Origin of the sequence: Fluviicola taffensis DSM 16823, assembly GCF_000194605.1 — a bacterium.
Lineage (GTDB): Bacteria > Bacteroidota > Bacteroidia > Flavobacteriales_D > Crocinitomicaceae > Fluviicola > Fluviicola taffensis.
Map to the genome: position 1 here is coordinate 1,033,801 of NC_015321.1, position 18,134 is coordinate 1,051,934.

Annotated in this window: 14 protein-coding genes; 7 read left to right on the forward strand and 7 right to left on the reverse strand. The window is 37.2% G+C overall.

What is annotated here, in order from left to right:
- Positions 1 to 11 precede the first annotated feature (11 nt).
- The 3 genes from FLUTA_RS04575 to FLUTA_RS04585 all read left to right on the forward strand — a co-directional run bounded on the left by FLUTA_RS04575 (position 12) and on the right by FLUTA_RS04585 (position 3,080).
- Entirely contained in the window at positions 12 to 1,289 is a 1,278-nt protein-coding gene (locus FLUTA_RS04575; protein ID WP_013685685.1) for an amidohydrolase family protein, read from the forward strand.
- A gap of 112 nt (positions 1,290 to 1,401) precedes the next feature.
- The gene (locus FLUTA_RS04580) at positions 1,402 to 2,355 is read left to right on the forward strand and encodes a T9SS type A sorting domain-containing protein (protein ID WP_013685686.1); all 954 of its coding nucleotides are present in this window, start codon (positions 1,402 to 1,404) and stop codon (positions 2,353 to 2,355) included.
- 125 nt (positions 2,356 to 2,480) lie between these two features.
- Complete coding sequence (locus FLUTA_RS04585) at positions 2,481 to 3,080, forward strand: superoxide dismutase (protein ID WP_013685687.1); 600 nt, start codon at positions 2,481 to 2,483, stop codon at positions 3,078 to 3,080.
- 454 nt (positions 3,081 to 3,534) lie between these two features.
- Here the strand turns inward: FLUTA_RS04585 and FLUTA_RS20535 are convergent, their stop codons facing one another.
- From FLUTA_RS20535 to FLUTA_RS04605, 4 genes are all read right to left on the reverse strand, one after another.
- Positions 3,535 to 5,169, reverse strand: coding sequence for a choice-of-anchor L domain-containing protein (locus FLUTA_RS20535; RefSeq protein WP_013685688.1), 1,635 nt, complete (start codon positions 5,167 to 5,169; stop codon positions 3,535 to 3,537).
- 87 nt (positions 5,170 to 5,256) lie between these two features.
- Positions 5,257 to 5,502 (reverse strand): NifU family protein, encoded by a 246-nt coding sequence (locus tag FLUTA_RS04595; protein ID WP_013685689.1) that lies wholly within the window; start codon positions 5,500 to 5,502, stop codon positions 5,257 to 5,259.
- A complete protein-coding gene (locus FLUTA_RS04600; protein ID WP_013685690.1) occupies positions 5,489 to 6,583 on the reverse strand; it encodes an Mrp/NBP35 family ATP-binding protein in 1,095 nt (364 codons plus the stop codon). Before FLUTA_RS04600 ends, FLUTA_RS04595 begins: the two co-directional genes overlap by 14 nt.
- 118 nt (positions 6,584 to 6,701) lie before the next feature.
- On the reverse strand, positions 6,702 to 11,549 hold the full coding sequence (locus FLUTA_RS04605) for a hypothetical protein (protein ID WP_013685691.1): 4,848 nt from the start codon (positions 11,547 to 11,549) through the stop codon (positions 6,702 to 6,704).
- Between the two features lie 158 nt (positions 11,550 to 11,707).
- On the opposite strand from FLUTA_RS04605, the gene FLUTA_RS04610 reads away from it, so the two are divergent.
- The 4 genes from FLUTA_RS04610 (at position 11,708) to FLUTA_RS04625 (ending at position 15,442) form a co-directional block, all read left to right on the forward strand.
- A complete protein-coding gene (locus FLUTA_RS04610) occupies positions 11,708 to 12,997 on the forward strand; it encodes a T9SS type B sorting domain-containing protein (RefSeq protein WP_013685692.1) in 1,290 nt (429 codons plus the stop codon).
- Entirely contained in the window at positions 12,997 to 13,923 is a 927-nt protein-coding gene (locus FLUTA_RS04615; RefSeq protein ID WP_013685693.1) for a PorP/SprF family type IX secretion system membrane protein, read from the forward strand. The genes FLUTA_RS04610 and FLUTA_RS04615 overlap by 1 nt, the downstream gene beginning before the upstream one ends.
- Before the next feature lie 98 nt (positions 13,924 to 14,021).
- Positions 14,022 to 14,987 carry an OmpA/MotB family protein gene (locus FLUTA_RS04620; protein WP_013685694.1) on the forward strand — a complete coding sequence of 322 codons (966 nt, stop codon included), beginning with the start codon at positions 14,022 to 14,024 and terminating at the stop codon, positions 14,985 to 14,987.
- 95 nt (positions 14,988 to 15,082) lie between these two features.
- Positions 15,083 to 15,442: a CoA-binding protein gene (locus tag FLUTA_RS04625; protein ID WP_013685695.1), complete on the forward strand. Its 360-nt coding sequence runs from the start codon at positions 15,083 to 15,085 to the stop codon at positions 15,440 to 15,442.
- A 58-nt stretch (positions 15,443 to 15,500) separates the two neighbouring features.
- Here the strand turns inward: FLUTA_RS04625 and queA are convergent, their stop codons facing one another.
- The 3 genes from queA to FLUTA_RS04640 form a co-directional block, all read right to left on the reverse strand.
- Complete coding sequence (gene queA / locus FLUTA_RS04630; RefSeq protein WP_043024081.1) at positions 15,501 to 16,550, reverse strand: tRNA preQ1(34) S-adenosylmethionine ribosyltransferase-isomerase QueA; 1,050 nt, start codon at positions 16,548 to 16,550, stop codon at positions 15,501 to 15,503.
- Between the two features lie 70 nt (positions 16,551 to 16,620).
- Positions 16,621 to 17,316, reverse strand: coding sequence for a tRNA pseudouridine(55) synthase TruB (truB, locus tag FLUTA_RS04635; RefSeq protein WP_013685697.1), 696 nt, complete (start codon positions 17,314 to 17,316; stop codon positions 16,621 to 16,623).
- On the reverse strand, positions 17,313 to 18,131 hold the full coding sequence (locus FLUTA_RS04640) for an undecaprenyl-diphosphate phosphatase (RefSeq protein WP_013685698.1): 819 nt from the start codon (positions 18,129 to 18,131) through the stop codon (positions 17,313 to 17,315). Before FLUTA_RS04640 ends, truB begins: the two co-directional genes overlap by 4 nt.
- Positions 18,132 to 18,134 lie beyond the last annotated feature (3 nt).

Consider the following 18,134-nt stretch of genomic DNA (forward strand, 5'->3'; position numbering starts at 1 on the left):
ACACAATTCTTATGAAAAGACTCATATACTCCTTATTGATTTTAGTTGCGTTTGTTAGTAGTACTTACGGTCAAAAGAAATACTCAAAAATATTACTGGAAAGCGGAACGGTCCACACTGGTAATGGACAAGTGATTACAACTGGAAGTATAGGCATTGAAAACGGGGTGATTATTCTCGTCAAAAACACACTCGCATATACTTATAACAAATCAGATTGGGATACGATTATTAATTTGAGTGGTCACCATGTTTATCCTGGGTTTGTTGCTCCAAATTCCACATTGGGTCTAACCGAAATTGATGCTGTAAGGGCTTCAAGAGATTACGAAGAAATTGGAGTTTTCAATCCACATGTTCGTGCTCAAATTGCTTACAATTGTGAATCAAAGGTCATAGAAACCGTTCGTACAAATGGTGTTTTAATGATTCAAACGACTCCAAGAGGTGGCAGAATTTCTGGTCAATCTAGTTTAATGACTAGCTCTTGTTGGAACTGGGAAGACGGGACGGTAAAAGCAGACGATGGAATTCATGTAGAATGGCCTTCTGCTTACACGCGAAATTGGGGAGATCCGATTACAAAACCCAATGAAACGTATGAGGATCAAAAACGCGAATTGATTCATTTCTTACTCACGGCAAAAGCAGCTTCAGGAACTAAAGACAAGAACACACCCTTGCAATTCAGTGCTTTAAGCGAATGCTTTAATGGCGAAAAGCGGTTTTACTTTCATGCAAATGAAGTGCAGCAAATCAACGATATCTTAGATTTAATTACGGAATTGGAAATCAAGTTCCCTGTAATTGTTGGTGGATATGAAAGTTATTTGGTAGCAGATCGTTTAAAAATCAAAAAGGTTCCAGTGATGCTTGGTCGCTTACATTCTTTGCCACAGCGTGAAGATGATCCATTCGATCTTCCTTACAAATTGCCGTTTTTATTGCAACAAGCAGGTGTTCAATTCTGTCTTCAGAATGAGGGAGATATGGAAGCTATGAATGCGCGTAACTTACCTTTTTTAGCAGGGACAGCCATGTCTTATGGTTTAACAGAAGAAGAAGCTATTCGCTCTATTACACTCAGTGCGTGCGAAATTATCGGAATCTCCAAAAACTACGGAAGCATTGAAATTGGAAAAAGAGCAACCTTATTCGCTTCCAATGGTTCAGCCTTAGAAATGAAAGGAAACCAGGCCTCTGTGATTCTGATCGATGGAGCATTTGTTCCAACAACGAATTTTCAAACGGAATTGTACAAGAAGTATAAGAAGAAGTATGGGAAGTAACCAGAGATGCGATGCCTCGAGTCCCCACATAATTAGTCTATATTTTCTATATCGGTAAACTGTATCAATTTTTCATGCTAATTTTACTAGAATCATAAAATCAATCTAAATCATGAAAAAAAGCAGCCTTTTTCTATTCCTAGTTTTAGTGAATAACATTACCAACGCTCAAAATTTAACCCGAAGCGATATCGGTTATCAAATCGGGGAAAATTATATTATGTTTCAATCGATGTATCTTAATCCAGGTTCTGACGGAATAGGAGTAACTTGGGATTTATCTTCAATGACCGATCAATTTGGGCAAATCGATGTAACAATTAGTGATAACACCTCTCTCTTTCCAAATTCAAACGCCGTTATGGCTATGTCTATCGGCTATAACGATTATTTCAACATTACCAATAACTCAATAGAGGTAGTCGGAGGAGATTTTAATGGTGGTTCAATCAAAAATTACACAAACGCTCAAACCTTTATAAATTTTCCAATTACAAGTTTATCAAATTTTACCGACACCTACGAATCCAATTCAAATGGAGGTAGTGAAGTTACCTTAGGAAATATTCATGAGGAATTTTCGGGTTCTGGAACTTTAATAACACCTATTGGAACTTTTACAGATGCAATTCGTCTAAAACAAACCCGTATTCAAAGCTCAACTATTAACTCTATCACTCAAATAGACACAACCATTTCTTATCTTTGGTTTAAAGCAGGAGTTCACCATGAATTAGCAGTTCTTCAAACTATTAAATCAACATTGGGTGATGGTGAAAATGGATATTACACAAGTGCTGATCCAGCTTTAAAAATGGAAGAAAATCAGTTATTCAACGTAAGTATTTACCCTAATCCAACATCTGGAAATATTCAAATAAAATCTACTGAAAACATACTTAGTTTGAAAATCTATAAACTATCTGGTGAACTTGTTTTAGAAAAAGACATTTCCAATTCGCTCGGTATTGAATTAAACATTGATAATTTGAATTCTGGAATTTATTTAATTCATTTTTATGATGAAAATGGAGCAACTAGTGTAAAGCGAATATCAAAAATCTAATTTTTAATGCAGTCACTGCAATAAGGAAGCTATTTAACCTTTCCTAACAAAAGCTTATTCTGATTGAATTGAGCTTTGTCGATTTTGTTTCCTATTTTTGTTAGACAACATAAAATACATTTATCATGGCATTTGAATTACCAAAATTAGGATATGCATACGATGCGCTAGAACCGCATATTGATGCTCGTACAATGGAAATCCACTATACAAAACATCACCAAGCATACGCCACAAACTTAAATAACGCAATCGCAGGAACAGATATGGAAGGAAAATCTATTGAGTATATCCTGCAAAACTGCAAAGACAAACCAGCTGTTCGCAACAACGGTGGTGGTTTCTGGAATCACAACTTGTTTTGGGAAGTAATGGCTCCAAATGCTGGCGGAACACCAACAGGTGAATTAGCACAAGCAATTAACGATGCATTCGGAACTTTCGAGCATTTCAAAGAAGAATTTTCAAAAGCAGGTGCTACCCGTTTTGGATCAGGTTGGGCTTGGTTGTGCGTTGAAGGAGGAAAATTGGTAGTTTGTTCAACAGCAAACCAAGATAATCCATTGATGGGTGAAGGTTGTAAAGGAACACCAATCTTAGCAATGGATGTTTGGGAACATGCTTATTATTTGAATTACCAAAACCGTCGTCCAGATTACATGAATGCATTTTTCAATGTCATCAATTGGGATGTCGTTGCAAAGAAATTCGCAGCAGCAAAATAAGAGAAAGCAAAGCTTTCGATAGAAGACAAGCGTAAGCGCGGTCATAAAAGCAAAGCTTTCGATAGAAGACGAGCGTAAGCGCGGTCATAAAAGCAAAGCTTTCGATAAGAACAAACGCAATTTGTGAAGACTGAGCTAAGCAATAGCGAATTGCTTAAAGCGCGGGAAGAAGCGTTAGCGCGGTCATAAAAGCAAAGCTTTGATGATATGTCGGAAGTCGCTGAAAAATAAAATAATTGAAGCCTGGATGTCACGTCCGGGCTTTTTTATTTCCCGCTGACGGACACGAATGAACACGAATGTTTTTCAACCTGTGTTTATTATTATGGAATTCTGTGCTCATTTGTTTTCTTTAGTGGAAAAAAATAATGATAAAGAATATAATCCAGATGATAAAAAGCCCCGACGATTATTATCAGGGCTTTTTGTTGAATATAAATTACTGAACGAACTATTACTTAGTAACAACCAATCTTTTAGGTGCCGACTGATCCAAACGAATCAAGTAAATTCCTTGTTTTAAGTAGTTGATATCTAAGCTTGTTTTTAGTCCATTCGGATTGATTTCAGCAACAACAGCTCCATCAATTGCAAGAATTTGAATCATTTCCACTTCTTTTTCAGAAGTAATCTCAATCATCTTATCTGCTGGATTCGGAGAAATACTCCATTGAACTTCTTTGTACTCATTTAAACTCAAGTATGGCGTTCCATTTCCTGTAATCCCATTCGTGATAATTTCATAATCTGCTCCCAGAACTTCTCCACTCACTGGAACATTAAAGAAAAGTGTATCAGCATGAGGAATGTAAGGAACATCTACCAATAAGTAATAAGAACCTGCTTCTACATGATTAATTGTATATGTTCCATCAGATGCTGTAAAAGCAAAACCTCTTGTTTCATGTGTTTGCGCATTTTTCAATAATACCAATGCTCTCTCAAAAGGTACATTCATTGATTTCAAATACGAAGTATCTACCACTATTGTTCCTGAAACACTTCCTGTTGCATCCAATACATCTAAAGTATCTGCATTGATATTTGCATCACTCAAGAAGCAAGGTAAACCAATTGCATCTGCACTTGTCCAAGTAGAACTAGTTGCAAAATACAACGGAACTGATCCTGGAAATAAAATGGGATCTGGTGTAAATCGCACATGGTACAATCCTGTTGGTAAACTGTCTGCAAGGTATGAACCATTTGTAACATTCACCGTTTCAACTGGAATTGCTACTACAGTATCTTGAACAAAATTAAATATTTCTAAAACGCCTTCCGCGGGCTGTCCATTTACTGTAAGATCACCCGAAATATCATTATTCGATTCTTGTTCATCTAGAAAAATCGCTGAGTCATAAATACCATCTTCCACATCAGAGATTACTAATTTAATGTGATACGTATTTCCAACTTGCGCATAAAATTTTGCTTGTAATGGAACTGTATATGCATCAAAAACGAAATTTGTAGAGTTCGGTCCACTAGAGTTATCGACGTAATATTGCGAATTCACGAATTGGTTAATCGAATTGATTTCAACAGGAATGTTTGTACCAGGTACTTGAGCAATATTGACAGGAGTTCCACCATTTTCGGAAACTAGAAATAAGAAACGATCGGTGTAGGAAGTCATCGAGTATTCTGGATACTCCTCAGAAGCAAAAATATAATTGAAACGAATGGTATCTGAAACGATTGGTGTAAAATCAAAGTGAACAGATACTGCATCATAGCTATAAGCACCTTGTCCAGTCAAATTTCCATACAAAATAATGTCTGGATCAGCAGGTGTTCCTAAATTATAGCTCGAAAACACACCAGAAGGAGCATTCGACATGTTTGGAAGACCTGTTGAAAGAACTAAACCACTATTTACACCCAAAGCAGCACCATTTTCAAAACGGGCAATTTGGGGTTGGATTCCCTGAATTCCCACATTTGAAATTCCTTGACATTGAACACCAAAAATATTGGTAATCAAAACTTGCAAATTAGAAACCGAGGAGTAAACTAATTGAGAATGAGAAAATTGGGAATAAGAGAAAAAGAGAGTAATAGTAAGAAGTAGCTTAACATGTTTCATAGTATATCGTATTTTCTTTCGACATGACTAAGACGCCACAACTTGAAAGAAAGTTGCACAACATGAAACTAAGTAAGTAACTAAAAATTAGTTAACCGCTTCTACAGCAATGATTTCTGGAGCAACTCTTTTAACGGCCTCTTCCAATCCAGCTTTAATAGTCATCATACTCATGGAGCAATCACTGCAAGCACCGAGTAATCTTACTTGAACAATACCTTCATCTGTGATATCAACCAACTCCATATCTCCGCCATCAGCAACTAAATGAGGTCTTAATTCATTTAATGAAAGATTAATTTTATCAGTCAATTCAGTTTTATTTAACACCATCTTTTTGTGTTTTGATTGCTTTACGTGCTTTTATCACGTTTACCTCTTCTACAAAGATACGCACTAATTCTTCAAAAGCTAATGCGGTTGGGGTATTTTCCTGAAATACAGCTGGTCTACCAACATCACCTGATTCACGAACACCCTGCACCAAAGGAATATGACCTAAAAATGTTTCTTTCATTCCAGCAGCCAAGTTCTTTACTCCATCTCTTCCGAATATATAGTATTTGTTTTCAGGTAATTCAGCTGGAGTAAACCAAGCCATGTTTTCAACCAATCCAATAATTGGAACATTAATCGTGTCCAATTTGAACATATTGACTCCTTTTCGAGCATCTGCAAGAGCAACTTCCTGTGGTGTACTAACAATCACAACTCCATCTAAAGGAACTGTTTGCACCAATGAAAGATGTATATCACCTGTTCCTGGAGGAAGATCAATTAACAAATAGTCCAATTCTCCCCAATATGCATCTGTAAACAATTGAGTCATTGCTTTTGCAGCCATCGGGCCTCTCCAAACAATTGCTTCATCATTCTGAGAAAAGAATCCCATAGACAGAATCTTAATCCCGTAACTCATCACCGGATTAATCATTGGTTTTCCTTCTACATCAATCATGGTTGGTCTCTCACCTACCACATCAAACATTGTTGGAATACTGGGCCCGTAAATATCTGCATCTACAATACCAACGCGAAAACCTGCTTTTGCAAGTCCACCAGCTAAATTTGCTGTAACAGTAGATTTTCCAACACCTCCTTTTCCAGATGCAATTGCAATGATATTTTTTACTTCTGGAAGAATTTTTCGATGCGTTTCACGAGCTTCTGAAGGCAATCCCTTCACCATGCAAGTAATTTCAGTATCCTCACCAAAAACACGCTTTAAATTAAACTCAACAGCTTCCTGCATCCTTTTTCTAGCATGTAATGCCGGATTAGAAACATAAATCGTAAGGGTTATTTTCGAATCTTCAATTTGTACTTCTTCTACAAAATTGAGTGTTACGATATCTTTCTTCAAATCTGGCTCCAAAACGGTTCCCAAGACTTCCAATACTGCTTCCTTAGTCATTGTGTTTTTTTTACATCGTAAAGGTAGCTATTCATTCTCGGAACTAGACTTAAAAGCAAAAAAAAGTCCCCCAAACGTAATTGTTGGGGGACTTTTCATGAATCTATTCTTTTTATTCCTATGGTCTGACAACTGGTCTTCTAGGAACGGTTGTCGGATTGGTTGTTGGTGTTGTTGGCTTTATAACCGTTCCTGGTCTTGTTCCTCTTGGAACAACCTTCCCATTTTCATCATCGGTTGATCCACCAGCTTCTCCATTTGGGCCTCCAGAGCCATTTCCTGGATTCGATTCGTCTGTACCATCTGTATTATTTCCGTGTCCATTGTTTCCGTTTCCAGTTCCAATCGTTCCGTTTTCTGTTCCAGTTGGTCTAACCGCACTTATTAAACAAGATGTATTTGCTGTTCCGCCTGGAGTTGTCGCCGTTATAACCAATGGCACCGACACAGTAGACAAGGTTACGTTTACAACGAATGAGAATGTCAAAACATTGCTTTCTAGACTTGAAGTAAATTCAACATTTTCTCCATTATACAAAATACTCACTTGACTAGCACTTGAAACATGTTGAACAGTTCCTGTGATTGTTACATTTCCAACTTGGAATATCGCAGGGCAACGCATTGGATTTTTTAGTAGTATAATCGGAGCTTGAAGAACTTCAGGCGCGTTGTAAATAACTGTTTTGGTATCCGTAGCAGTTCCACCAGCAGTAACCGCAGTAGCAACAATCACATTCGCTCCTAGAACATAACTTGCATTGAAACGAACAGCACCAGATGCCTTGAAGTCAAAATTGGTAGCTACTCCATTCAAAGTCACCGAAACTTGAGATGCTGAAGTAACTCCAGTTGTCATAATTTGAATTGTTTGTGCTGACTGATCTGTTTCTAAAGGAGAAAAAACAGGATTAGTGATTAGAATCGTTGGAGGTTTCACTGTAACTACCTCATTTCTTAATACACTGATTGTTTTACTATTCTCCCCGCATTTATTTTTCGCTAGAATCGCAAACACATTTGATCCAATAACCAAGTTTCGATCTACCGTAATTACCCCAGTTTGCTGATTGAATACAAACCCAATGACTTGTCCATTTTGAGTAACAGTAATATCAGATTGGTTGTCCACATTTGAAACAGTTCCAGAAAGATTAAATCCATCAGTAGTAACTGCAGAGCCATTTACTGCAGAACTCGCTGTAATAGTCACAACAGGAGGTTGACAAACAATTCGTGTTACTTTCCATGACAATTCTTTTGTCCCACATTCATTCATTGCACTAATTACAATTGTGTGTTCTCCTTTAGTTAATGCTATGGTTGCAGTAACAGTATGAGAACCTTCATCAAAATTGAAGGGAATAGCAACTCCATCAATTTTCAATTGAATTTGTGACGCTGAAGTGATATTTGTTGTCGTTGCTACGATAGAAAAACCTTCAGCCTCTGTTGTGAATTCTTCAGTTGTTGGTCTCAAACGAATTAATTCTGGAGCAACACATGGAATTACCTTCGGTTTAAGGACCACGATTGTTGTAGTACTAGATACTCCGCAGTTATTTGTTGCTTTAATCTCAATGGAATTAGCTCCTTCAATCAATGTTAAAACTTTCTCAAATTCGAAGTTAGAAGTATTGAACAAGCCTGCACTTTGAAGACTTCCGTTTAAGTAAACTTCGATTTGATTCGCTGACGAAATATTTGTAACAAGCGCTTTCATTTCAAAAAGCGGACTTTCAACACTCGAATTTTGAGTTGCCGGATTTTTAAACGTAATCACAGCTTTGTTACAAGGCACTTCAATTTTCTTATAAATAACAGCTGTTAAAGCCGTGTGACTTCCTCCAGCATTCGTACCTGTAATTTCAAAGATATTATTACCAGCATTCAGCGTATGATTAAAAGTAACTTCCAAAGTAGCTGGATTGAACGTCCAGAAACTTGGATTAATAATCTGACCATCTTCTTTAACTACGATTTGCGATTGCGAAGTCACATTCGTTACATGTCCTTTCATCACATAAGCTTCTGTAGAAACTGTTTGACCTGGACTTGCCGGATTGACAAAAGTTACAAACGGAGGTAGAATAACTTCTTCTCTTTTGTAAATAATCTGTGTGGCATCTGAAGCTGTTCCAGCAGTATTTGTTGCAGAAATTGTGATATTATTTGTTCCAATATTCAAAGCAGTCGTCATTCCCAAGACTTTGGTAGCCATCGAATAAGTAAATCCTGTAAATGCATTTCCATTCACCAACACTTGAATTTGTTGCTGGTTATCCACATTTAGGACTGTTGCAGTAACATTACTTGAAGGAATATTTAGAGTCTGCGGGTTTAAAGCTGGATACGTAATCGTTACAACTGGAGGAAGTGTTGGGTTCGGTGCACGGTAATTAATTAATGTAGTTTCCACATCTGAGCCAGCAGTATTCGTTGCTGTGATTTCAATCACATTGGCTCCATTCACCAAACCAGTTGTAAACTCCATTAATTCACTAGAAGCAACATACGTGAAATTAGTAGATGTTTGTCCGTTAATTTTCAATACTATTTGGTTTGCTGCTGTCACAAAACGTACACGTGCTTTTACCAAATAAGATGCATTCAAGGAAGCAGCAGGGTTTACTGTTGGATCAATAAATGAAACAATTGGAGGCTGAACTGTTACTGGTTTTCTGTATAAAATAGTTTGCGTTTTACTTGCAGTACCAGCAGTATTTGTTCCAGTAACCGTAATAATATTTGCTCCTTCAATCAATGTTACAGGGAAAGAAGCTGCGTTATTCAAATAAGTAAACGCTGTTACATTGGTTCCGTTTACATTGACATTTACACCGCTTTGATTGGCAACATGAAGTACAGAAGCGACTACATTATACGTTGGATTACTCGTTGAAAATGGATCTACATTCGGATTTGTAAACTGAACAACTGGAGGCTGAACCGTTTCAACACGTTTGTAAATAATGGTTGTTTGTTTCGAATCCGTTCCATCAGTATTTGTTCCTGTAACAGTTACGACATTCGCTCCTGCTATCAGATTCAAGGCTTCTGTAACTCCATTTGTACTTGCATTGTATGTGAAATTTGGCAAGTTGACACCGTTCAAAGTTACTTTTACTTGACTTTTTTGCGTCACATTCAAAACAGTAGCATTCAAATTGAATACTAAGCTTGAAGTTTCATACGGATTAACGCTTGGATTGGTAATCGTAACAATTGGTGGTTTTGGAGCGATACGATTATAAATAATAATTGTTGTTGCAGAAGCTGAACCAGCCGCATTTGTACCAATAACTTCAAACACATTTTGACCTGCATTTAAAATGACATTACTCGTAAACTTATCCGTTTGTGGATTGTACCCAAAGTTGTTATTGATTGTTCCATTTTGTTTGAAACTCACATGTTGAGCGTCGGCTACATTCAATACATCAGCAACCAAAGCAAACGTGTTTTGGTTTACGGTATACGGATTGATGTTTGGATTTACAAAATAGACAACTGGCGGCTGAATAGTTTGTTGCGGTTGATAGATAATTGTTGCGGTCTCACTATCCGAACCATATTGATTGGTTCCTGTTGTTGTAACGATATTAGAACCTGTCAATAAATTCAACGTAGACGTAATTCCCCTTGTAGAAACATTGTAAGCAAAAGTTACGGGACTTCCATTCAAAGTCATTGTAATTTTATCTTTTCCAGTAACATTCAATACTGTTCCAACAAGATTGAATGTTGCGCTTTGAACTGTTGTGGGGCTAGAACTTGGATTCGAATAAGTAACTACTGGCGGGGTTGGTGTTTCTCTTACATAATTAATAACTGTCTGATCCATATCTGAACCAAACTCATTATTTCCTGTTAATTCAAATGTGTTTTGTCCTGGCACAAGAGTTACAATACTTTGAAAATCTTGTGTAGATGGATTATACGTAAAGTTTGAAATGTAATTCCCGTTTTGTCTGAAAATGACATTTGCACTTGAATTCACATGTTTAATTCTTCCCTTGATGACATAGTTTGCTGAATTAACCGTTGTTCCAGTCACACTTGGATTTGTAATATCAACAATTGGAGGAGTTCTTACTGGTTCCACAACAACTGGATCTGTAACTACAGGATTTGTAACTACAGGTTGTCTTACGCTGTCTTGAACAGTTGTATGCTCATAATGTCTGCGAATATGGAATCTCAAATATACACTTGTGTAGTGATACCAATCATTGGCGTATTTCCCTTTATTTTGAACGTGACCATCAAAATTATCAGCCATCGTAAAAGTAGTCTTGTGTTCAATACCCATTGAAAATCCTTTTCCAAATTGGTAACCTAAACCAATACCCAAACTAGGCATAAAACGACCAAGGCTTTTAGTAGAATTCAAATCCGTTTCGAATTTTTTATCCGTCATGGAATGAATTTCATTTGCCGTATAAGAACCTGAAGCAATTTTTGTAGAATCGTAGTTATATTCAAAACCATCCTTATCAATCAAATCTCCTTTGGTTCGGTACCAAGTATAGCCGATACCTCCAAAAATGTATGGATCTATACCAGTACGTTCACGCAATTTGTTAAAGTGAATTGCTAATTCCAACGACAATTCATGAAGTCGTGTACCAAAATTCAAAACAACTGGATTAGCTTGAGAAGTATAATTCGTATAAGGCAATTGACCAGTCACGTCCGTGGAATCAGAATTGTATCCTTTCCAAAGTCCAGTCAAATAGCGCAAACGCACATCAAAACTGAAAACTTTTCCATAATTATAGTTGAATTGACGCCCTAACATCAACCCATAACCTAAGTCGAGTTTATGAGGAACATCTGTCTTTGTCCATGTCCCTCCAATATTCAATCCCCAAAACCAACGACTATCATTGTCGTAGTTTACTTTTTGAGAAAATAAGTTAGTGGTTAATAGGAGACTAACAATTAGCGTGTAAAAATATTTCATAGTCTTGTGTTTAATCTATTTTGCTGCGTAACCATCATTGTGCCAAAAAAACACAATTTCAGTTCCATTTAACAAAATTGACGAGGCGAAACTACGAAAAAAGGTTTAAAATATCCCTGAATGTATTAGTTTTACAATCATATACATGAATTTCAAGCATGCGTTTTTTGGCTGTTAAAGTATTGTTAACTTCACTTTTAGGGATTTCTTCCGGATTTTCCCAGTTGACAAATGATGCCTGTAATTCTGCAACAAGTCTCTGTCCAAATCAAACCTTTTCAGGATCTAATATTGGGGCAACAGCAACCGCTTGTCCAAGTTGTGAAGATGATTTCACGTTTTGTTTCTCAGGTACAAATAGTGTTTGGTACAAATTCACCACCAACATTACTGGAGGAGATGTTAATTTTAACTTTTCAAATCTACTTTTCAACATACAAGCAACTCGCGGAACCGAATTACAAGCAACAATCGTTCAAGCAGCTGTTCAATGTGACGCTGCAACTTATACAGTAGTGAGTAATTGCGTAGCTGGATCGGCAGTTGGATTCACTCTAACCGCTTTAGCTTTACCTGCAAACACTACTTACTATCTGGTCATTAACGGCGCAAAAAACGGTGGGGCAATCTTACCTGCAGAAGCAACTTTTGACTTAAATGGATCAGGAAGTGGATTTGATAGACCAGCACCTGCAATCTCCATTGGAGGACCAACAATTCCTATTTGTCCTCAAACATCAACAGCATTTACAACATATTTAGCGAATTGCACCGACACCAGTGATTTTCGATGGTTTGTAAACGGAATTCTGACAGCTGTTACACAAACTTCTTTGTGGTTAACCAGCGATTTACAAGATGGTGATGTCGTTTCAGTTGTCTGTAGTTGTTTTTCTATTTGTCCAGACACATTAACCTTTTCTTACCCTCCCATTACTGTAGATCCAATAACAGTAGATGCAGGTCCTGATCAAACAATTCAAGCTGGAACCAGCACTCAACTTATTGGCAACTCAAATGGAACAGATTTTATTTGGAGCCCGACTCAGACACTGAATACACCCTATTCGATTACCACTTTTGCCACACCCGATGAAACAACTGTTTATACATTAACGGCACTCAATGCAAATTGCTCGATAATGGATGAAGTAACCATATTTGTATCAAACAACTTAGAGATTCCTGGAAGTTTTTCTCCCAATGGAGATGGAACAAATGATAAATGGATTATCGACGGAATTAGTTTTTATCCAGATGCACAAGTAGTTATCTATGATCGCTGGGGACAAAAGATTGCTGAAATTTCTGGCTACAGCATTACAAGAGCTTGGGATGGAACCAATAAAGGAAAACCCGTATCGGATGGTGTTTACTTTTATTCCTTAGATTTAAGACAAAACAACGACACAAAACCCCTTAAAGGAAGCATTACTGTAATCCGCTGATGAAAAATAGTCTTCTCTGCATACTTTTATTGTTCACCTTCTGTTCGCAAGCACAGCAAGTGAGTCACATGTCGCAGTGGATGCACCATCAATACGCACTAAATCCAGCTTATACAGGTATAAAAACGTGTTTGGAAGTACAATCTACCATTCGAGGGCAATGGATCAAAGTAGACGGCGCTCCTTACAGTGGTTGGTTAAGTGTTCATGCACCATTGCAATCCAAAAGACGAAAATTTTTAAGTGCGCGCCACGGACTTGGAGGAATGGTTTACTTGGATAACATTGGACCATTTCAAGATGTGCGTGCTCAATTGTCCTATGCAGGACATTTCAATTTTTCATTAACAAACAGATTATCTCTTGGATTGGCAGTTGGAGCTCGGCAATTATCCTTTGATATTAATGAAGCCAAACCATTAACTCCTGATCCAACAATCAACGGAAGTGGTTCGCAAATTCTCCCAACTGCAACATTTGGCGCTTGGTGGAATGGAAAGAATTATTTTATTGGATTCTCGATGTATGAATTGATTCCGCAAAAATGGAAGGTGATTGGAATGAATGCCAAGTCACAAATGCACGCTATGTTAACTGGAGGATACAAATACACCATCAACCCTAAAATTGATTTTTACCCCGGAATTTACTTTGCTTACACTAAAAATACACCCATCGAACTTCAAGTGCATGCAATCGTAGAATTCAGACGCAAGTTTAATTTTGGTTTAGGACTTAGAAATACCGATGCGTTGATTGCACTGGTTGGGTTTCGATTCAAAGAAAAGTGGAAGCTCGGCTATTCGTATGATTTTGTCCTATCGAAGATGCGACCGAACACCTTTCATTCTCATGAAATAACACTTTCCTTTTCTCCGTGTAAACAACGTTCAGAAAGCACCTCTACCTGCGCAGATTTTGATTAAATCACTGAGCTATTCAGAAGGAACTGTTTATAAGTATCTCATTAGCTTGAATTATTCGCTTTATTTCTTTCGAAATTTGAGAGATAAAGCAATTTTGAATGAAAAAACAACTTTCTATAATCGTATTAATCGCTGCAATGACTTCCTGCGTACCTGCGAAAAAATACAACGAACTTCTTGAAAGAGAAAAAGTATGCAGTGAAGAACTGAATAAATACAAAGCTTCTAGTATCGAAAACGAAGGAAAAGCCAAAGACTTACAAGTCATGGTAGACCAGTTTCGAAAAGACATCATTTCTTTAAAGAAAGACACCTTGGAATTAGGTTCGAATTTGCGATTTCTTCAAACACAATACGACTTAATGGTTTCTCAAAACGAAGTTTACGAACAAAAACTCGACCAAATGCGGATGAAGGGACAGAAAGAATCTGCCAATTATCAAGCGGATATTGATTCGAAAAATCAAGAACTTCAACGAAAAGAAGATGCCCTAAAAACATTAGAAAGCGAGTTAATCGCTAAAGAAAAGTTGTTAATTGAACGAGAAGAGCGCGTAACCGAATTGGAAGAAATGATCAAACGTAAGGATGACGCCATGAAGCAATTAAAAACACGTGTATCTGCCGCTTTGAAAGGCTTTGAGAACAAAGGATTGACGGTCGTTGAAAAGAATGGTAAAATTTATGTCTCTTTAGAAGCTAAATTGCTCTTTGCGTCTGGAAGCACCACTGTAGAAGCTGAAGGAAAAAAAGCGCTTGTCGATCTTGCTAAAGTTTTGGAAAATGAGAAAGATTTAGAAATAATTGTTGAAGGTCATACTGATACAGATAAGCTAGCGAGTACAGCGCATCCAAAATCCAATTGGGAATTGAGTGTACTTCGCTCAACAGCAGTTGTGGAAATAATGATTGGAAACAGCAAAATGAATCCAATGCAATTAATGGCAGCTGGAAGAGGCGAATATCATCCTGTAGATGCAAAAGACAAAGCAAAAAACAGACGTATTGAAGTGATTATCTCTCCAAATTTGAATGAGCTTTATCAAATATTAGACGGAAAATAATTTCGATTTAAACTTCCAAGAAAGACACTCAATTAGGGTGTCTTTTTTTATGAAATAATTCGTAACTTCAAGAAACAAATATAGAGACAAACGTCATGAAACAAACATTAGTCATCGGAGCAACAACCAAAGAAGATCGCTATTCAAACAGAGCTATTCGAGCTTTGAGAAGTCACAAACACCCCGTTATAGCTTTTGGCCAAAGAGCTGGAACAGTACTAGATGTGGAAATCGAAACGGAATGGAATCCAAATTGGGACATTGAAACTGTTACTTTGTATTTAGGTCCGCAAAATCAGGAAGGATATATTGACAAGATTTTGGCTTTAAAACCGAATCGGGTTATCTTCAACCCTGGAACAGAAAATCCAGAATTTATTGAAAAACTGAGAGCAGCCAAGATTCACCCTGAAATTGCGTGCACACTAGTAATGCTATCAGTTGGAACTTATTGACTACCCCAAACAAAAAAACCGAAGCTTTCACTTCGGTTTTTTTATGCTATCTCTTTTCTTACAAAATCAACATCGCATCACCGTACGAGTAGAATTTATATTTTTCTTTAATTGCTTCATGATAAGCTTCCATCATCAAATCATGACCACAGAAAGCTGAAATCATCATCAACAAAGTTGAAAGCGGTGTATGGAAGTTTGTAACCAAACTATCCGCAATACTGAAATCGTATGGAGGGAAAATAAATTTATTTGTCCAACCATCAAATGCTTTCAACATGTTATCTGTAGAAACAGATGTTTCAACTGCACGCATAGAAGTTGTCCCAATCGCGCAAACACGTTTCTTATTTTTCTTAGCTTCATTCACAATTCTTGCAGCCTTATCTGTGATAATAACCTGCTCAGAATCCATTTTATGTTTTGTCAAATCTTCTACTTCCACAGAACGGAAAGTTCCCAGACCAACATGCAACGTAACTTCAGCAAAATTAATTCCTTTCAACTCCAATCGCTTCAACAACTCACGAGAGAAATGCAAACCAGCAGTTGGCGCTGCAACAGCTCCTTCTTCTTTTGCATAGATTGTTTGGTATCTCTCCTCGTCTGTCTCTTCTACTTCACGTTTGATGTATTTCGGAAGCGGAGTTTCTCCAAGCTCAGTAATTTTTGCTTTGAATTCTTCGTAAGGTCCGTCAAACAAGAAGCGCAATGTTCTTCCTCGAGAAGTTGTATTATCAATAACCTCAGCCACCAATGAGTCATCGTCACCGAAATACAATTTATTTCCAATTCTAATTTTACGAGCAGGATCAACCAATACGTCCCACAAAAGGCTTTCACGGTTCAATTCTCTCAATAAGAAAACTTCAATTTTAGCCCCCGTTTTCTCTTTGTTTCCGTACATACGAGCAGGGAAAACACGTGTATTGTTCATAATCATCACATCACCTTCTCCAAAGTAATTGATAATATCTTTAAACAAGCGATGCTCAATTTTTCCGGTCTCACGATGGATTACCATTAAACGTGCTTCATCACGGTGTTCACTTGGGTACTCAGCAATCAGTTCGTCCGGAAGGTCGAAACTGAATTCAGAAAGCTTCATTTTATTCATACAAGATGTATTTTTAGCGCTTTAAATCAAAAGAGCGCAAAAGTATAAAAAATCGAGGTAACTACAAAGGTTGTTCTTCAATGAATGATATCCATTCTTCCACACTCTTGGAATCTTTGATGTCATAAATTCCAGATCTGGTTCTTCGCAATGCTATTAATGTTGCTCCACATTCCAATTTCTGTCCAAAATCGTGTGCTATCGATCGAATATAAGTTCCTTTTGAACAGGAAATTTCAAAATCTATTTCTGGAAAACGAGTACTATCTATCTGGAAATCCATGATTTCAATCGCATTCGCTTTCAATTCTTTTTCAATTCCAGCTCTTGCATAATCGTAAGCACGTTTTCCATCAATTTGCTTAGCAGAAAATAAAGGCGGCACTTGTTGTTGAACTCCTAAAAAACTCAAACGCACTTCTTCCAATTGCTCTGAAGTAATTCCAGTTGGTTCTTTCTCAGAATTATACTTGGTTTCTAAATCATAGGAAGGAGTTGTTTTCCCCAAAAGGAAAGTTCCGGTGTATGTTTTCGTATCAGAAGTCAATCCTTCAATCAACTTCGTGTGTTTTCCAATACAAATAACCAATAAACCTGTTGCTAACGGATCTAAAGTTCCCGCATGACCAACTTTCAATTTTTTGACGCCTAGTTTTTGACGCAAATGCCAACGCAATTTATTTACGGCATCGAAAGAAGTCCATTTCAATGGCTTATCGACCAAAATGGTGCTTCCTTGAGAAAATTCTGTAATCATTTTAAAAACAAGAAATAAAGCAATATGAAACTTCCTGCTATAATCCGATACCAACCCCAAACCTTAAAGCCATATTTTTGAAGGATTCCAACAAAGAATTTGATTGCCAAAATTGCAACAATAAAGGCAACAATATTTCCAATTAAGAAGAACCACAAAGACTCATTGGAAGCAAAAATCATTTCATATCCTTTTTGTTCAACCGTAGGCGTAACTTCCCAATCTTTTAAGAAAATTGAATAACAAGTTACAGCAAACATCGTCGGAACAGCCAAAAAGAAACTGAACTCAGCAGCAGTTTTTCGTGATAACCCTTGCTGCATACCTCCAATAATAGAAGCTGCCGATCTACTAGTCCCTGGCATCATTGCCAAACATTGCCAAAATCCAATCGTAATTGCTTTCCGAAAAGTAATATCTTCTTCTTTTAATATTTTGGGATTCTGAAAAAATCGATCGATGAATATCAAAACAACGCCACCTAAAATCAATGTTACAGCAATTGGAACGGGTTTCTCCAAAACACTTTCGATCAAATCATCAAAAAGCAAACCTAACACCAATGCAGGAACTACTGCAAAGGCTAATTTCAAATAAAACTGAATGGTCGTTTCTTTAAAGAACTTTTTCCAATACAAAACCACAACTGCAAGTATCGCCCCAAACTGAATCGATACCATAAACATCTTAATAAATGCGCTGTCCTGAATTTCTGCAACGGAACTTGCAAAAATCATATGCGCTGTTGATGAAACAGGCAAAAACTCAGTTAGGCCCTCAATGAGAGCCAATATAATTGCTTCAAACCAATTCATGGA

Coding starts and splice junctions, on each gene's coding strand:
- FLUTA_RS04575 (WP_013685685.1), top strand. CDS start 12: ATGAAAAGACTCATATACTCCTTATTGATTTTAGTTGCGTTTGTTAGT.
- FLUTA_RS04580 (WP_013685686.1), top strand. CDS start 1,402: ATGAAAAAAAGCAGCCTTTTTCTATTCCTAGTTTTAGTGAATAACATT.
- FLUTA_RS04585 (WP_013685687.1), top strand. CDS start 2,481: ATGGCATTTGAATTACCAAAATTAGGATATGCATACGATGCGCTAGAA.
- FLUTA_RS20535 (WP_013685688.1), bottom strand. CDS start 5,169: ATGAAACATGTTAAGCTACTTCTTACTATTACTCTCTTTTTCTCTTAT.
- FLUTA_RS04595 (WP_013685689.1), bottom strand. CDS start 5,502: ATGGTGTTAAATAAAACTGAATTGACTGATAAAATTAATCTTTCATTA.
- FLUTA_RS04600 (WP_013685690.1), bottom strand. CDS start 6,583: ATGACTAAGGAAGCAGTATTGGAAGTCTTGGGAACCGTTTTGGAGCCA.
- FLUTA_RS04605 (WP_013685691.1), bottom strand. CDS start 11,549: ATGAAATATTTTTACACGCTAATTGTTAGTCTCCTATTAACCACTAAC.
- FLUTA_RS04610 (WP_013685692.1), top strand. CDS start 11,708: ATGCGTTTTTTGGCTGTTAAAGTATTGTTAACTTCACTTTTAGGGATT.
- FLUTA_RS04615 (WP_013685693.1), top strand. CDS start 12,997: ATGAAAAATAGTCTTCTCTGCATACTTTTATTGTTCACCTTCTGTTCG.
- FLUTA_RS04620 (WP_013685694.1), top strand. CDS start 14,022: ATGAAAAAACAACTTTCTATAATCGTATTAATCGCTGCAATGACTTCC.
- FLUTA_RS04625 (WP_013685695.1), top strand. CDS start 15,083: ATGAAACAAACATTAGTCATCGGAGCAACAACCAAAGAAGATCGCTAT.
- queA (WP_043024081.1), bottom strand. CDS start 16,550: ATGAAGCTTTCTGAATTCAGTTTCGACCTTCCGGACGAACTGATTGCT.
- truB (WP_013685697.1), bottom strand. CDS start 17,316: ATGATTACAGAATTTTCTCAAGGAAGCACCATTTTGGTCGATAAGCCA.
- FLUTA_RS04640 (WP_013685698.1), bottom strand. CDS start 18,131: ATGAATTGGTTTGAAGCAATTATATTGGCTCTCATTGAGGGCCTAACT.